Here is a 15,529-nt window from a genome sequence, read left to right as displayed (position 1 = left end):
GCGGTGATGCGCCGACTCCTCGCCGCCGGGGCGTGCGCGCTGGCACTCGCCGGATGTGCACCGTCCGACCCGCCCGCCGACCCACCAGCGACGTCCGACGGGGCCCCGCGGACGTCCGAGGACCCCACCACCGAGCAGAGCACCCCCGCCGTCGCCGGCCCCGCGGTCCCCACCGGAGCCGACGCCGTCGCGGCCGACGATCTGTTCGTCGCCGGCCTGCGGGCCGGGGCCGTCGACTTCGCCGACCCCGAGACCATGGTCATCCTCGGCCGGGGCATCTGCGCCGAGCTGCAGCAGGGCGCGCCGGTGATCGCCGAGGTGGACGCGGTGACCACCGGCAGCGGCGGCAAGTGGGACCAGGGTGCAGCCGGGGCCATCGTCGGCTCCGCGATCGGGGCGTACTGCCCCGAGTTCCGCGCCCTGCTGCCGAACTAACGCTTGCGGCGCAACAGGAATCGCTGGATCTTGCCGCTCGGCGTCTTGGGCAGGGCGTCGACGAAGTGCACGGTCCGCGGGTAGGCGTGCGCCGCGAACTTCGTCTTCACCAGCTGCTGCAACTCGGCCTCGAGTTCGGCCGAGCCCTCGGTGCCCGGCGCGAGCACCACGTACGCCTCGACCACCTCGCCGCGGATGTCGTCGGGCTGGCCCACCACGGCCACGTCGATCACGGACGGGTGCTCGACCAGCACGCTCTCGATGTCGAACGGGCCGATGCGGTACCCGGCCATGATGATGACGTCGTCGTTGCGCGCGGAGAAGAAGTAGGAGCCGTCCTCGACCCGGCCCGCGTCGCCGGTGAGGTACCAGGCGCGGTCCTCGGTGAACCGTTCGGCGGTCTTGTCGGGGTCGTCGAGGTAGCCGTCGAACCACATGAGCGGCGAGCCGGCGACGTCGAACGCGATCTGGCCGTCGATCACCCCCGCGGCGAAGCCCGGCAACGGCGTGCCCATCGACCCCGGAATCACCTCGGCGCGCACGTCGTCGTGCCATCCGTTCACGATGACCATGCCGTGTTCGGTCTGCCCGTAGTGGTCCCGCACGGTCACCCCCAGCGCCTTCTCGCCCCAGACGAGGACGTCGGGCGTCAGCGGTTCGCCCGCCGACGACGCCCGACGCAGGGACAGCCCGCCCACGGACGGGTCCTTGCTCAGGCTGCGGTAGACGGTGGGCGCGGCGGCGAAATTGGTGACACCGAAGGTGGTCATGACGGCGGACGTCACCGCGGGGGTGAAGCCGGCGTGCAGCATCAGGCTGCGTCGACCCATCGCCATCGGCCCGAGGATCGCGTAGTACAGCCCGTACGCCCAGCCGGGGTCGGCGGCGTTCCAGAACACGTCGTCCTCGCGCACGTCGAGTCCGTAGGTCATGTACGCGACGAACGAGGCCAGCGCCCGCGCCGGCACCGGCACGCCCTTGGGGCGACCCGTGGTGCCCGAGGTGAACAGCTGGACGATGATGCCGTCGCCACCCACCGCGACCGACGACGCCAGGGGCTCGTTCTCGGTGACCATCGCGTCGAAACCGGGGCCGGTCTCCACGACGACGATGCCGTCGATGCCCTCGAGCTTGGGCCGCTGGTCGCTGTCGACGACGACCACGCGCGCCGCCGCGGCCGTCACCCGCATCTCGATCGCCGGCGTCGCGAACGCGGTGAACAGCGGCACGTGGACGGCGCCGAGTCGCCAGATCGCCAGCAGCGCGACGATCAGCTCCTCCCGCTTGCTCATGAGCACGCCGACGCGGTCGCCCTCACCGATGCCCATCGACGTGAGTCCCGTGGCGAAGCGCGCGGACTTGTCGGCGAGGTCGCCGAAGGTCAGATCGTGGTGGGTGAGCGCGCCGGCGGCGTCGACGTCGACGAACGTGAAGGCGATCGCCGACGGATCGTGGTCGTCGCAGAGCACGGCAGCGACGTTCAGCGATGCGGCGCCGTAGGTCTCCGCGAGGGCGGTGATGGCGGCCGTGGTGTCGGCCGCTGCAGGTGCCGAGGCAACTCCGTGCACAGTGGTGTCCTTTCGCTCGTTCTGTGATTCAGTGTGGTCCACACCACGTGGCGCCCGATACCCTCCGAAGTGAGTGATGGGCAGGGAGACGGAGAGATGATCGCCAGTACGAGTACGCGCATGGACACCGCCGTCGCCCGGTTGCGGGAGGCCACGGGGGTCTCGCTCGCCTTCGGCGGCACGGTCGGCGCGTCGCGGAAGTTGTCGCTCGCCCATTTCTGCGGCCGGTCGGTCGGCGCACTCGACGGCGTGACCCTCGATCCCGGGCAGGGCCTGGGTGGGCGAGTCTTGCAGATCGGCCGGACCGTCTCGGTCGACGACTACACCACCACGTCGGTCATCAGCCACCGGTACGACGCGATCATCGCCGCCGAGGGTCTGCGCGCCATGATCGCGGCGCCCGTCGTGGTGAACGAACGCCACGTCGGCGTGCTCTACGGCGCGAATCACCGCGTCGGCATCATCGGCGGACGGGTCCTGGATGCGTTGAGCGACGAGGCCCGTCGCGTCGGGCAGGAACTCGCGGTCGACGAGGAGCGGGCTCGCTCCGATCGGCTGCGCGAACACATTCGCAGCGCGTACGCGAACCTCCGCATGCTCGCCGCGCGTGTCGACGATCCGGCCGTGAAGGCCGCGCTCGACCGAGCCGGAGCGGACCTCGCCGGCGCCGTGGTCGGGGGCGTCGAACCCGACTCGTCCTGCTCGCTCACCGCGCGCGAACTCGATGTCGTCGCCCTCGTCGCCACCGGCAAATCCAATGCTGCCGTGGCGGATTCGCTGGGGCTGACCGTCGGGACGGTGAAGAGCTACATGAAGTCGATCATGGTCAAGCTCGGCGCCACCACGCGCATGGAAGCGGCCACCTCCGCGCGACGGGCGGGCCTGCTGCCCTGACTGTCGGTGCAGTTGTCCACCGTGGGGGTGGACTACTGCACCGAGGTTCGCAGTTCCTTCTCCAGCGGCGTCGGGAACGACGGGGTGACCGGTGTTCCGTCCAGGACGACGGAGATGCGGGCCGCCTCTCGCGCGATTCCCGCGACGGCTCGAGACGGAACGTCCTCGAGCAGTCGCGTGACGACGCCCTCCCCCGGCCGCACCGCCCACCCCCCGACCACGCGGCCGTTCCACCACACGGTGGGGCCCACGTTGCCGAAGGTGTCGAAGAGCGCCGGGCGCAGCGCGTCGGGCAGGAACCACCGACGGTCCTTCCAGCCCATCGGCGTCGGATCCAGCGCGGGCACCAACGCCGCACCACCGGTTGACGGTTCGATCTCCGTGTCCGACAGCATGATTCCTGGCCCCGAGTTCAGCTCGACCTCGCAGACGCCCACGGCCGCCACGGCTTTCTGCGTGTGCCCCTTCGACCACCCGGTCCACCACTGCAGGTCGTCGACAGTGGCGGGGCCGAACACCTCGAGCCACCGCCGTGCCAGCTCGTTTCGCGCCTCGGCTTCGTCGATCACGGGCAGCCCGTCGGGCCACCAGTAGTCCACCGGCGCCCAGGTGTGATGCCGCGACGACCACGACCCCCGCGGCTGCACCCGCACCATGCGCCCCTCGGCGGACAGCAAGGCGAGCAGCGTGGACGTGACGTTACGACGCACGTCGTACTTCTTGTCCGTCGTCGGCAGAAAAGCGGTGCGCAATGCCGGTACGGCCGTGGACAATTCGGCGCCCGTCGCCGTCCCGGCCGCGCGCAGCGCCACGTCGACGTCCGCCTCCACGCCGGCGAGCCAGGCCTCGGCGTCGTCGATCACGGGGTCCGTCGGCTTGGTCGACAGTTCCTTGACCAATCGAGTCCGCAGGGTGCGCGCCACCCCGGCACTCGCGCCCGCCTGCACGACGGGCATGAACGGCTTCTCGACGACGAACAGGGTCCGGCGCATGGCGAGGACGCGGACCAGCGTGCGGGCGTCGTACATGGCGGTCGCGATGTCGGCGAGCGTGGCGGTCCGCGACCGGGCGATCACCTGCAGCGAGACGCTGGCGGGATCGGTCGCATGGAGCGCCAGGACTCGGGCGGTCACCGCGTCGGGCGTGAGCGACTCCCCCGTTCCCACCGCATGCCGGGAGATCAGGCGGGCGCGGCGCTGGGTGTCGGTGATTCTCACGAGGACAGTGTCGTGCACGTGAGTCCGCGGCAACAGGAATAGTGGAACCCCGGCCCCGGCATCCGGGGCCTGGACTCCACTATTCGTCCGGGGTCGCCCGACCCGTCCGCGAAGTCCGACGAGCAGGTGTTCTGCAACTGACAGCCCACCGCTCACCGACGGTTTCGGCCGAATAGTGGTGTCCAGGCACCGGAATACGGGGTCCAGACTCCACGACCCCACCCCACACACGACGAACGCCCCACCCCGGCCGGGGTGGGGCGTCGTCGGTCGAGCTATTTCTCCGCGACCTGCTCGAACTCTCCGTCGATCACCTCGAAGGATCGGTTGTCGCGCTGGGCGCGGCGGGATGCTTCGCGCATCTCGATGCCGTCGGTGACGAGGTCGCCGATCTCCCGGGTGACGTCGCGGACCGCCGTGGCGATGATGACGGCGATCCGGCCCACGTGCATGGCGGCGGACTCGGTCAGCTCCTGCACGGTGTCCTTGTTGCGTTCGAACTTGCCGACCACGAAGGTCCTCCTCAGGCTGCGGCCTTCTCGCGCTCGATGATCACACCGGTGACGGTGTCCGGACCGGTGAACCGGTTCGGCAGCGCGAGCTTGAAGATCTTGCCCCACACAGTACCGATCTGATGTAAGAAGCCGCCGGTGTTGTACGGCAGGCCGTACTCCTCGCACAGCGCCCGAACCTCGGGGGCGATCTGCGGGTACCGGTGCGCGGGCAGATCCGGGAAGAGGTGGTGCTCGATCTGGTGCGAGAGGTTGCCGGACAGGATGTGGAACAGCGGCCCGCCCTCGATGTTGGCCGAGCCGAGCATCTGCCGGACGTACCACTGGCCGCGGGTCTCCTGCGCGGTCTCCTCGGCGGTGAAGGTCTGCACACCGGTCGGGAAGTGGCCGCAGAAGATGATCGAGTAGGCCCACACGTTGCGCACGATGTTGGCGGTCGCGTTGCCGACCAGCGTCGGGACGAACAGCGGACCGGTGAGCGCCGGGAAGACGATGTAGTCCTTCAGGACCTGGCGGCCGGCCTTGCGCCACCAGCCCTGGACCAACGGCTTGATGTCGCTCCACTTGCGCTTGCCCTGCACCACGTTCTCGGCCTCGAGATCGTGCAGCATGACGCCCCACTCGAAGAAGGTCATCAGCAGGAACGCGTACACCGGGTTGCCCAGGTAGTACGGGTTCCACTTCTGGTCCTTGTCCATGCGGAGGATGCCGTACCCGATGTCCCGGTCCATGTCCAGGATGTTCGTGTACGTGTGATGCATGTAGTTGTGCGAGTGCCGCCACTGGTCGGCGGGGCACGCGGTGTCCCACTCGAACTTCTTGGAGTTCAGGCCCGGCTCACGCATCCAGTCGTACTGGCCGTGCATGACGTTGTGGCCGATCTCCATGTTGTCGAGGATTTTCGACATCGACAGGGCGCCGACGGCCGCGATCCACGCCGGCGGGAAGAAGCCGAGGTACATCAGGCCGCGCCCGGCGACCTCGAATCCCCGCTGGGCCTTGATGATCTTGTAGATGTAGTCGCGATCCTCCTGGCCGAGATCGGCGACGGTGCGCGCACGCAGGTCGTCGAGCTTGCGGCCGAGTTCCTCGACGGCTTCGTACGACAGGACGACGGGGCCGTCGGTGCCGGGCTTGTCGAGGGCGGTGGACGTCGGCTCCGGCCTCGAGCCCGAGCCGACGAACGGGAGGAAGGACAAGGACAGTCCGAACATGATGCCTCCTGCTGGTGGTGGTGTGGTCAGACGTCGATGTCGACGTCGCCCACGGGAACGGAGACGCACAGCTGGATCTCGGTGTCGGGATCCGAACTCGTCTCGCCGGTCTTGACGTTGCGGGTGCATCCGGACTTCTTGACCGAGGTGCACGTGAAGCAGATGCCCATGCGGCATCCGAATTCCGGAGTGAGCCCGGCGTTCTCGGCCTGCTCGAGCAGCGTGGCGCCGTCGTTCTCCGCCGTGGCGCCCGACGCGGAGAACGTGACGGTGCCCGTGGCGTCGCCGTCCGCGACGGGAGTCGCGGTGACGAACTCCTCCTTGTGCAGGGCGTCGGCGAGCCCGAGCTCGTCGAACACGGCGGTGACACCGTTCATCAGCCCGGGCGGCCCGCACAGGAAGGTCTGCGCCGACTCGTACCAGGGCGCGGCGGTGGTCAGGTGGTCGGCGTCGAAGAAGCCGTGGAGATGACCACCGTCCTGCTGATCGGTGTACGCGTACACGACGTCGACGTTGTCGTTCTCGGCCGCGATGCGGTCGAGTTCGGCGCGGTAGCAGACGTCCTTCTCGGTGAACGCGTAGTGCAGGAACGCGACGCGCCCGGTGTACCCCTCGTGCACCAGGGTGCGCAGCATCGACATCACCGGGGTGATGCCGCTCCCGCCGCTGATCAGCAGGACGTGGCTCGGCCGAGGCGACGGAAGCTCGAACGTACCGGTGGCGGGCGCGAGGCTCACCACCAGTCCGGGCTCGGCCGCGTCGACCAAGTAGGTGGAGACGATGCCGTCCTTCTGCTTCTTGACGGTCAACTCGATGGTGCCGTCGGCGCCGGCGGCGCCCACGGGCGAGTAGCAGCGGGTGTGCCGGATGCCGTTCACCACGACGCCGATCTGCACGAAGTGTCCGGCGGTGTGGCCCTCCCACTGCCAGGTCGGCCGCAGGGTCAGGGTGACCGTGTCCGCGGTCTGACGACGGACGGCGACCACCTCGGCCCGCATCTCGTCGACGGTGACCATGGGGTCGACCAGTTCGAGGTAGCGGTCGACGGCGTGGGGCGTGGTCAGGGTCTCCAACAGGCGCGGACGCAGCTTGGACAGCAGGGACGGACGGCGGCGAGCGGCCGGTTCGGCGATGCTCATCGAGCCTCCTTCGATGTCGGCGGGACGCGGGCGTCGGATCCGCACCCGACAACAGTGCACATCCGTTCACTGGAAACGAGTGTGACAGCCCGGAGCAGGGACGTTCAAGGCCAATGTGACGACGGACACGTCCCTTCACCAGCAGTGACCCGGACACCATCGATATCGGCGGAGTGCACACGCATACACGCAGGTGGGCTACTGTGAGCTCATGTCCGACCGATCCGGAACCGCCACGGCCAGCCGGGCCGAGCGCAAGGAGCGCACGCGCCGTGCGCTGGTCGACGGCACGCTGGCCACGATCGAGGACCGCAGTTTCGCCAGCGTGAGCCTTCGGGAGGTGACCCGCGCGGCGGGCATCGTCCCGACGGCGTTCTACCGCCACTTCGCGTCGATGGAGGATCTCGGCGTCGCCGTCGTCGAGGACAGCATGCGCATGTTGCGACGCGTCATGCGCGACGCGCGTCGACACCCGTCGGCCGAGAACGCGCGCGAATCCCTGGGCCTGCTCGTCGGTCAGATCCGGGACCACGACGTCCAGTTCCGCTTTCTCCTCCGCGAGCGCAACGGCGGAGTTCCCGAGGTCCGACGGGCCATCGCCACCGAGCTGCGGCTCATCGTGCACGAGCTGGTTCAGGATCTCGAACGCATTCCGGCACTGCAGGATTGGCCCACCGACGATCTCGACATGGTCGCCAACCTCATCGTGAACACCATGCTGGCGGCCGTGGTCGACCTGCTCGACGTGCGGCCGAACAGCGTGGCCGAGCGTGACGTCGTCGAACGCGCCCTCGCACAACTGCGTGTGGTCATGCTGGGCATGGGTCAATGGCAACCGCGCACCGCGATCCGGGAGCGAGGCCCCGCCGCACGCGGCTAGCGTGGGGCCCATGCGCATCCCCGTGGGCGACCTGACCTTCGACGCACGCGAGTACGGCGACCGGGCGAACCGCCCGGCGTTGCTGCTGCACGGCTTTCCCGAGACCGGCGCGAGCTGGCACGACGTCGCTGTCCGCCTGGCCGACGCCGGCCGCTACGTCGTCGCCCCGGACCAGCGGGGCTACTCCCCCGACGCCCGACCCGACGGCGTCGAGGCCTACCGCATCGAGGAACTCGTGGCGGACGTCGTGGGGATGCTCGACTCCCTCGGCCTCGACGCGGTCGACCTGGTGGGGCACGACTGGGGCGCCATCGTCGCCTGGCACGTCGCCGTCTGGCATCCCGCGCGGGTGCGCTCGCTCACGGCCGTGTCCGTCCCCCACCCCGGCGCGTTCGGCTGGGCCCTGCGCCACGACGCGGACCAGAAGGAGCGCAGCGCGTACATGCAGCTGTTCCGTCAGCCGAACAAGGCCGAGGACGTCCTGCTGGCCGACGACGCCCGTCGCCTGATCGCCATGTTCTCCGGCGCGGCGGACCCGACGATCGTCGATCGCCACCTGCCCGTCGTCGGGGATCGCGCCGCGCTCACCGGCGCGCTGAACTGGTACCGCGCCATGACCCGCGAGTTCGGCGACCTCGGTCCGGTGACCGTGCCCACCACGTTCGTGTGGGGCAACGACGACACCGCCATCGGCCGCGTGGCGGCGGAGCGCTGTGCGCAGCACGTCGAGGGGCCGTACGAGTTCGTCGAACTCGGCGTGGGCCATTGGGTTCCGGAGGACGACCCCGACCGTCTCGCGGACGAGATCCTCGCTCGCTGAGCACCTCTCGGGCCGAATCAGACCACCGCATCCCGAGCCAGATCACCACGCGGCGCAGCGACGGGGAGCAACGCGGCCAACCCGGCGGCGAGCACCACCAGCAGCCCGACGATGCCGGCGCGGTCCGAGCCGAACACGAAGACGAAGAACCCGAACAGGCTCGGCGCCAGGAAGGACACGGCGCGGCCGGTGGTGGCGTAGAGCCCGAACATCTGGCCCTCGCGTCCCGGCGGCACGATGCGGGTGAGAAACGTGCGTGACGACGACTGCGCGGGCCCGACGAACAGGCACAGGATGAGGCCGAAGATCCAGAACATCGTGGGCCCGGACACCACCAGCAGGACGATGCCGGTGGCGATCATGGCGGCCAACGAGACGACGATGACGCGCTTGGGTCCGATCGCGTCGTCGACGCGCCCCGCGGCGAGCGCCCCCAGCGCCGCGGCGACGTTCGCCGCGACGCCGAACAGCAGCACGTCGGCAGCCGAGATGCCGTAGACGGTGACGGCGAGAACGGCGCCGAAGGTGAACACGCCGGCGAGGCCGTCACGGAAGAGCGCACTGGCGACGAGGAACCACACCGTGCGGCGGTCGGTGCGCCACAGGTCACGCACGTCGCGCAGCAGGACTCGGTAGGACTCGACGTACCCGGCGCGGGCGGCGGCGGAGTCCGCATCGGTGCGCGGCAGCTCCGGCACCGCCAGCAGGACCGGTAGGGAGAAGACGAGGAACCACGCCGCGGCGAACAGCGCGACCAGGCGGATGTTCAGACCGTCCTCGGTCGAGATCCCGAGGAAGCCACGCGTGTCGCCCTCCCCGGCGATGAAGCCGAAGTAGGACACCAGCAGGAGCACGATGCCGCCGAAATAGCCCATCGCCCAGCCGAACCCGGACACCCGGCCCAGATTGTCCGGCGTGGAGACCTGCCGGAGCATGGCGGTGTAGGGCACCTGAGCGAGTTCGAAGAGAACCGACCCACCGGCGAGCAGCACCAGTCCGAGCCACAGGTAGTGGTAGTCGTCCTTCACGAGGAACAAGCCGGCCATCGCGGCGACGGTGGCGATGCTCAGCAGGAAGAGCGACCGCTTGCGCCGCCCCCTGGCATCGCTGCGCTGGCCGGAGACCGGAGCGCTCACGGCGATGAGCAGTCCGGCCAGACCCAGCGACCAGCCGAGCCACGAACTGGCGGAGACGCCGCCGGGGAGGTCGTCGCCGACGGCGTCGGTGAGATAGACGGAGAAGACGAACGTCAGGATGACCGCCTGGAAGGCGGCGCCGCCCCAATCCCACAGGCCCCACGCCGCGATCTGCTTCCTGGACACCGTGCCGGGACCACCGACCACCACCATGCTCGCAGCATAGGTCGCGACGGGGACGGCTCGATTCCGGTCCGGCGCCGCGCCTCGTCCCTAGACTCGGCGACCGTGACCGACACCTCGCAGGCGCACCGGTATCCGACGCTGCTCACCCCGATCACGATCGGCTCGGTGACCCTGCGCAATCGCGTCGTGATGGGCTCGATGCACACCGGGCTCGAGGACCGTGCGCACGACGTCGGCAAGCTCGCCGCGTACTTCGCCGAGCGAGCCCGCGGCGGGGTCGGCCTCATCGTGACGGGCGGGTACGCCCCGAACCGGCGCGGATGGCTCCTCCCCTTCGCGGCCAAGCTGACCAACCGTATCGAGGCGCGCCGGCACCGCCGCATCACCGCCGCGGTGCACGACGAGGGCGCCCGTATCGTGCTGCAGATCCTGCACGCGGGCCGCTACGCCTATCACCCCGGCGCCGCGTCGGCGTCGTCCCGGAAGTCCCCCATCTCCCCGTTCCGTCCGTGGCGGCTCACGGACCGCGGCATCGAGCGGCAGATCGACGCCTACGTGCGGTGTGCACGCCTGGCGCAGCAAGCCGGCTACGACGGCGTCGAGATCATGGGCGGCGAGGGCTACCTGATCAATCAGTTCCTCGCCCCGGCGACGAACCGCCGCACGGACCGCTGGGGCGGCTCGGCCGCGCACCGCCGTCGGCTGCCGGTGGAGATCGTGCGCCGCACGCGGGAGGCCGTGGGTCCCGACTTCCTTCTGATGTTCCGCCTGTCGATCGCGGACCTCGTCGCGCACGGGCAGACCTGGCCGGAGGTGGTGGCCCTGGCCCACGATCTGGAGGACGCCGGCGTCGATCTGCTCGACTCCGACATCGGCTGGCACGAGTCCCGCGTCCCCACCATCGTCACGTCGGTCCCGCGCGCCGCCTTCGCCGACGAGATTCGTCGCCTCAGCGACGTCGCTCGCGTCCCGGTGGTGGCCACCAACCGTATCTCCATGCCCGAGGTCGCCGAACAGTTGCTCGCCGACGGCGCCGCGGACCTGATCTCGATGGCCCGTCCCATGCTGGCGGACCCGGACTGGGTGACCAAGGCGGCCGAGGGTCGGCGCGACGAGATCAACACCTGCATCGCCTGCAACCAGGCGTGCCTGGACCACGTCTTCGTCCACCGCAAGGCCTCGTGCCTACTCAACCCGCGTGCCGGCCGGGAGACCGAACTCGTCCTCGCGCCGACCGTGCGGGCGCGCGACATCGCCGTCGTCGGGGCCGGACCGGCCGGGTTGGCCGCCGCCGTCGAACTGGGCCGACGCGGCCACCGCGTGACGCTTTTCGAGTCCACCGACCGCATCGGCGGCCAGTTCGAGATCGCTCGCCGCATCCCCGGCAAGGAGGAGTTCACGGAGACCATCCGCTACTTCACTCACTCGCTGGAGCGCGCCGGCGTCGACGTCCGCCTCGGCGTCACCGCCACCGTCGACGACCTCGTCGGCGCCGACCACGTCGTCCTCGCGACGGGCGTCGTCCCGCGGGTGCCGACGATTCCCGGAATCGACCACCCCAGCGTGGTCAGCTACGCCGACGCGGTCCTCGGCCGCGCCCCGATCGGCGATCGCGTCGCGGTGGTCGGGGCGGGCGGCATCGGTGTCGACGTCTGCACGTTCCTCACCACGACGTCCTCGCCGACCCTCGACGTCGCACGGTGGCGACGTCAGTGGGGCGTGACCGACGATCCGGCCGCGCGCGGCGGGTTGACCGAACGACGACCCGAGAGCCCGCGACGGCAGGTGTACCTGCTCCAGCGGACCGAAGGACGCATCGGCACCCGGCTCGGCAAGACCACCGGATGGGTCCACCGCGCGCATCTCGTCGACGGCGGCGTCGAGCAACTCTCCGGCGTGACCTACCACCGTATCGACGACGCCGGCGTGCACATCTCCGTCGACGGCCGACCGCGCACCCTGGCCGTCGACACCGTCGTCGTCTGCGCCGGTCAGGAACCCGTTCGGACGCTGCTCGACGCCGTGACGACGGCCGGGATCGGTGTCGACGTCATCGGTGGGGCCGAGCGCGCCGCGGAAATCGACGCGAAGCGGGCCATCGAGCAGGGGACGCGGGTGGCCGCACGTTTGTGACCTCTCCCGGTGCCGGACCTCCGCCGGCTTCGCTAGCCTGAGCGGTCGTGAGCCTCCCCGCACCCACCGTCGATGCCCGTGCCGTCGTGACCGGAGCGTCGTCCGGCATCGGCGAAGCCCTCGCCGCCGAGCTCGCCGCTCGCGGTCACTCGCTGATCGTCGTCGCGCGGCGCGGTGACCTGCTGAACGCCCTCGCCGACCGCCTCACTCGTGAGCACGGTGTGGCCGTCGAGGTGCGGGTCAGCGACCTGTCCGACCCCGGGCAGCGCCAAACCCTCGCCGACGAGCTCGCCGACCGCGACGTCTCGATCCTCTGCAACAACGCCGGCATCGCCACCTTCGGCCCGGTGGCGAAACTCGATCCCGACTACGAGCGCGCCCAGGTCCAGCTCAACGCGGTGGCCGTGCACGACCTCACCCTCGCCGTCCTCCCCGGCATGATCGCGCGCGGCGCCGGCGGCATCCTGATCACCGGCTCCGCCGCGGGCAACATGGCCATCCCGAACAACGCGACGTACGCCGCCACCAAGGCCTTCGTGAACACCTTCTCGGAGTCCCTGCGCGCCGAACTCGCCGGCACCGGCGTGCACTGCACCCTGCTCGCGCCCGGCCCCGTCCGCACCGAGACCCCCGACCCGACCGACGCGTCGATCGTCGACAAGCTCGTCCCCGACTTCCTCTGGATCGACAGCGCCTACACCGCGCGACTGTCCCTCGACGGGCTCGAGAAGAACAAGATGCGCATCGTACCCGGCATCCTCAGCAAGGGCATGTCCGTTGCGGGACAGTACAGTCCGCGTTTCATCACCGCGCCGATCGTGGGCAGCTTCTACAAGAAGCTCGGCGGCGAGTGATCACCGCGGACGTCGCTATCTCCGGCTGACCCGACTGCCGTCACCGCCGGCTGAACCCGACTGCCGTCACCGCCGGCTGAACCCGACTGCCGTCACCGCCGGCTGAACCCGACTGCCGTCACCGCCGGCGGCGCCCCGTCCCGAAGATGCTCCGCGAGATCTCCCGCCCCGCCGCACTGGCGGCGGACCGCAGGAAGCTCTTCACCGCGGGATTGCTCATGATCCGCTCCGCGGCGGACGGGCCGGCCGGCTCGGGAGCCGGCAGCGGCGGCAGGTCGTACGTCTTTGGCAGCGGCGGAAATTCGGGCTCGGCCGTCGGCTCCACCGGAGCGGGCGCGGGGGCGAGCCGGGCGGACAGGCGCTCGTACGCCGAGTCGCGATCGACGGTCTCCGCGTACGTCGCGTGCAGCGAACTCGCCGTCGCCGCGGCGGCGATCGCCTCGGTGCCGATGGTGTCCATGAGCGACTGCGGCGGCCGAATCCTGGTCCACGCCACGGGAGTCGGCGCGCCACGCTCGGACAGCACGGTGACCACGGCCTCGCCGGTCCCGAGCGTCGTCAACGCCTCCTCGAGGTCGTAGTCCTCGCTCGTGGGGTACGTCCGCACCGTCTTGGTCAGCGCCTTCTGATCGTCCGGGGTGAACGCACGCAGCGCGTGCTGGACGCGCGCCCCGAGCTGGGAGAGCACCGGCCCGGGAACGTCGGTGGGCAGCTGCGTGCAGAAGAAGATGCCCACCCCCTTCGAGCGGATGAGCTTGACCGTCTGTTCCACCTGTTGCAGAAAGGCTTTCGACGCGTCCGCGAACAGCAGGTGCGCCTCGTCGAAGACGAACACGAGCTTCGGCTTGTCCAGGTCGCCTTCCTCCGGCAGCGTCTGGAACAGGTCGGCCAGGATCCACATGAGGAACGTCGAGAAGAGAGCGGGCCGGGCCGCGAGCGGGCCGAGCTCGAACAGCGACAGCACGCCGCGCCCGTCCGGCGTCACCCGCAGCAGGTCCTCGGTGCGGATCTCCGGCTCGCCGAAGAACGTGTCACCACCGTCCGCCTCCAGATTGACCAGCGCCCGCAGGATCACGCCGGCCGTGGACGACGACACTCCGCCGATGCCCTTCAGATCCGCCTTGCCCTCGTCACTGGTCAGGTGCGTGATCACCGAACGCAGATCCTTCAGATCGAGCAACGCCAGACCCTGCGTGTCCGCCCAGTGGAAGATCAACCCCAGCGTGGACTCCTGGGTAGCGTTAAGTCCCAACACCTTCGAGAGCAGAATGGGACCGAACGAGGTGATCGTGGCGCGGACCGGAATCGCGCCGCCCTCGGTGCCGAGGGAGAGGAACTCCACCGGGAAGGCGCCCGGCTGCCACCCCTCGGCGGCGGTCTCGGCGGCGCGAGCCCGGATCTTCTCCGAGTCCGCGCCCGCCTGCGACAGACCGGACAGATCACCCTTGACGTCCGCGAGCACCACGGGAACGCCTGCGAGCGAGAGCTGTTCGGCGATCACCTGCACCGTCTTGGTCTTGCCGGTACCGGTGGCGCCGGCGACGAGGCCGTGCCGATTCATGGTCGCCAACGGCAGCCGCACCCGCGCCGACGGGTCCGCCGCGCCGCCGAGCACCACGCTCCCGAGTTCGACGGCCGCGCCCTCCGTGGCGTAACCGGCGGCGATGGCAGCGGAGCGGGATGCGGCATCGGTCATGGGACGACCCTAGCGTCGAGGTCTAGGGTGAGCAGGACAACGGCACCGAACGTGAGGCACGACGTGAGCAAGGATTTTCTGGTCTGGATCGACTGCGAGATGACGGGTCTCGACCTGGCCTCGGACAAGCTGATCGAGATCGCCGCGCTGGTGACCGACAGCGACCTGAACGTCCTCGGCGACGGGGTCGACATCGTGATCCACGCCGACGACGACGCTCTCGCTGCCATGCCCGACGTGGTCACCGAGATGCACGCCAAATCGGGACTGACCGAGGAGGTCCGCCGGTCGACCGTGACCCTCGAGCAGGCGCAGGAGCAGGTTCTGGCGTACATCCGGGCGCACGTCCCGGAGAAGGCGGGCCCGCTCGCGGGCAACTCCATCGCCACCGACCGGGGATTCCTGGCCCGCGACATGCCCGAGCTCGACGACTACCTGCACTACCGGATGATCGACGTCAGCTCCATCAAGGAACTCTGCCGCCGGTGGTACCCCCGAATCTACTTCGGTCAGCCGCAGAAGGGCCTCGCGCATCGAGCCCTCGCGGACATCGAGGAATCGATCCGGGAGCTGAAGTACTACCGGCAGACGGCGTTCGTGGCCCCGCCCGGCCCCAGCACCGAGCAGATCGGGGCGGTCACGCGATCCCTCACCGGCGGAGACGCCTGACATCGGCCGGCGGCGGGGACCGATTGGCTTCCGGCCGCCGGGTCAGGCTAGTATCGAACGCGCTGCGCGCCCGGTGGGTGCGTCGCGATGGTGGGCGTAGTTCAGTTGGTAGAGCACCAGGTTGTGATCCTGGCTGTCGCGGGTTCGAGTCCCGTCGTCCACCCCATACGCGAAGG

General features: G+C 69.9%; 14 protein-coding genes and 1 tRNA gene. 8 read left to right on the top strand and 7 right to left on the bottom strand.

Annotated elements, in window-relative coordinates:
* Positions 1-6: 6 nt before the first annotated feature.
* Complete coding sequence (locus A3Q40_RS21050; RefSeq protein WP_068100045.1) at positions 7-435, top strand: DUF732 domain-containing protein; 429 nt, start codon at positions 7-9, stop codon at positions 433-435.
* On the opposite strand, the gene A3Q40_RS04655 is transcribed toward A3Q40_RS21050, so the two are convergent.
* Positions 432-1,955 carry an AMP-binding protein gene (locus A3Q40_RS04655; RefSeq protein ID WP_068105256.1) on the bottom strand — a complete coding sequence of 508 codons (1,524 nt, stop codon included), beginning with the start codon at positions 1,953-1,955 and terminating at the stop codon, positions 432-434. The genes A3Q40_RS21050 and A3Q40_RS04655 overlap by 4 nt on opposite strands.
* A gap of 144 nt (positions 1,956-2,099) precedes the next feature.
* On the opposite strand from A3Q40_RS04655, the gene A3Q40_RS04650 reads away from it, so the two are divergent.
* Positions 2,100-2,897, top strand: a complete 798-nt coding sequence (locus A3Q40_RS04650; protein WP_068100043.1) for a LuxR C-terminal-related transcriptional regulator — start codon at positions 2,100-2,102, stop codon at positions 2,895-2,897.
* 32 nt (positions 2,898-2,929) lie between these two features.
* On the opposite strand, the gene A3Q40_RS04645 is transcribed toward A3Q40_RS04650, so the two are convergent.
* The 4 genes from A3Q40_RS04645 to A3Q40_RS04630 form a co-directional block, all read right to left on the bottom strand.
* Positions 2,930-4,114: a winged helix DNA-binding domain-containing protein gene (locus A3Q40_RS04645; protein ID WP_068100040.1), complete on the bottom strand. Its 1,185-nt coding sequence runs from the start codon at positions 4,112-4,114 to the stop codon at positions 2,930-2,932.
* Positions 4,115-4,389: 275 nt separating this feature from the next.
* Positions 4,390-4,626: a hypothetical protein gene (locus A3Q40_RS04640; RefSeq protein WP_068100038.1), complete on the bottom strand. Its 237-nt coding sequence runs from the start codon at positions 4,624-4,626 to the stop codon at positions 4,390-4,392.
* Between the two features lie 11 nt (positions 4,627-4,637).
* Positions 4,638-5,840, bottom strand: a complete 1,203-nt coding sequence (locus A3Q40_RS04635; RefSeq protein WP_068100036.1) for a fatty acid desaturase family protein — start codon at positions 5,838-5,840, stop codon at positions 4,638-4,640.
* Between the two features lie 26 nt (positions 5,841-5,866).
* Positions 5,867-6,979, bottom strand: a complete 1,113-nt coding sequence (locus A3Q40_RS04630; RefSeq protein WP_068105248.1) for a ferredoxin reductase — start codon at positions 6,977-6,979, stop codon at positions 5,867-5,869.
* Between the two features lie 211 nt (positions 6,980-7,190).
* On the opposite strand from A3Q40_RS04630, the gene A3Q40_RS04625 reads away from it, so the two are divergent.
* Both A3Q40_RS04625 and A3Q40_RS04620 read left to right on the top strand, forming a co-directional pair.
* Positions 7,191-7,859: a TetR family transcriptional regulator gene (locus A3Q40_RS04625; protein WP_068105240.1), complete on the top strand. Its 669-nt coding sequence runs from the start codon at positions 7,191-7,193 to the stop codon at positions 7,857-7,859.
* 10 nt (positions 7,860-7,869) lie between these two features.
* Complete coding sequence (locus tag A3Q40_RS04620; RefSeq protein WP_068105238.1) at positions 7,870-8,679, top strand: alpha/beta fold hydrolase; 810 nt, start codon at positions 7,870-7,872, stop codon at positions 8,677-8,679.
* A 17-nt stretch (positions 8,680-8,696) separates the two neighbouring features.
* Here A3Q40_RS04620 and A3Q40_RS04615 read toward each other — a convergent pair whose 3' ends face one another.
* Positions 8,697-10,028: an MFS transporter gene (locus A3Q40_RS04615; protein ID WP_068100034.1), complete on the bottom strand. Its 1,332-nt coding sequence runs from the start codon at positions 10,026-10,028 to the stop codon at positions 8,697-8,699.
* 75 nt (positions 10,029-10,103) lie between these two features.
* On the opposite strand from A3Q40_RS04615, the gene A3Q40_RS04610 reads away from it, so the two are divergent.
* Both A3Q40_RS04610 and cmrA read left to right on the top strand, forming a co-directional pair.
* A complete protein-coding gene (locus A3Q40_RS04610; RefSeq protein ID WP_068100032.1) occupies positions 10,104-12,134 on the top strand; it encodes an NADPH-dependent 2,4-dienoyl-CoA reductase in 2,031 nt (676 codons plus the stop codon).
* Between the two features lie 47 nt (positions 12,135-12,181).
* On the top strand, positions 12,182-12,988 hold the full coding sequence (gene cmrA / locus A3Q40_RS04605) for a mycolate reductase (protein ID WP_068100030.1): 807 nt from the start codon (positions 12,182-12,184) through the stop codon (positions 12,986-12,988).
* A 118-nt stretch (positions 12,989-13,106) separates the two neighbouring features.
* On the opposite strand, the gene A3Q40_RS04600 is transcribed toward cmrA, so the two are convergent.
* Complete coding sequence (locus A3Q40_RS04600) at positions 13,107-14,684, bottom strand: helicase HerA-like domain-containing protein (RefSeq protein ID WP_068100028.1); 1,578 nt, start codon at positions 14,682-14,684, stop codon at positions 13,107-13,109.
* Between the two features lie 99 nt (positions 14,685-14,783).
* Here A3Q40_RS04600 and orn point away from each other — a divergent pair, with 99 nt between their 5' ends.
* On the top strand, positions 14,784-15,353 hold the full coding sequence (gene orn / locus A3Q40_RS04595; RefSeq protein WP_068105236.1) for an oligoribonuclease: 570 nt from the start codon (positions 14,784-14,786) through the stop codon (positions 15,351-15,353).
* Positions 15,354-15,443: 90 nt separating this feature from the next.
* Positions 15,444-15,519: transfer RNA gene (locus A3Q40_RS04590), tRNA-His, on the top strand.
* The last annotated feature ends 10 nt before the right edge of the window (positions 15,520-15,529 follow it).

This window comes from Rhodococcus sp. PBTS 1 (genome assembly GCF_001620025.1).
GTDB classification, from domain to species: Bacteria; Actinomycetota; Actinomycetes; order Mycobacteriales; family Mycobacteriaceae; genus Rhodococcoides; species Rhodococcoides kroppenstedtii.
The sequence above is the reverse complement of the archived record's forward strand: the minus strand, read 5'-3'. Positions and strand labels throughout refer to the sequence as shown.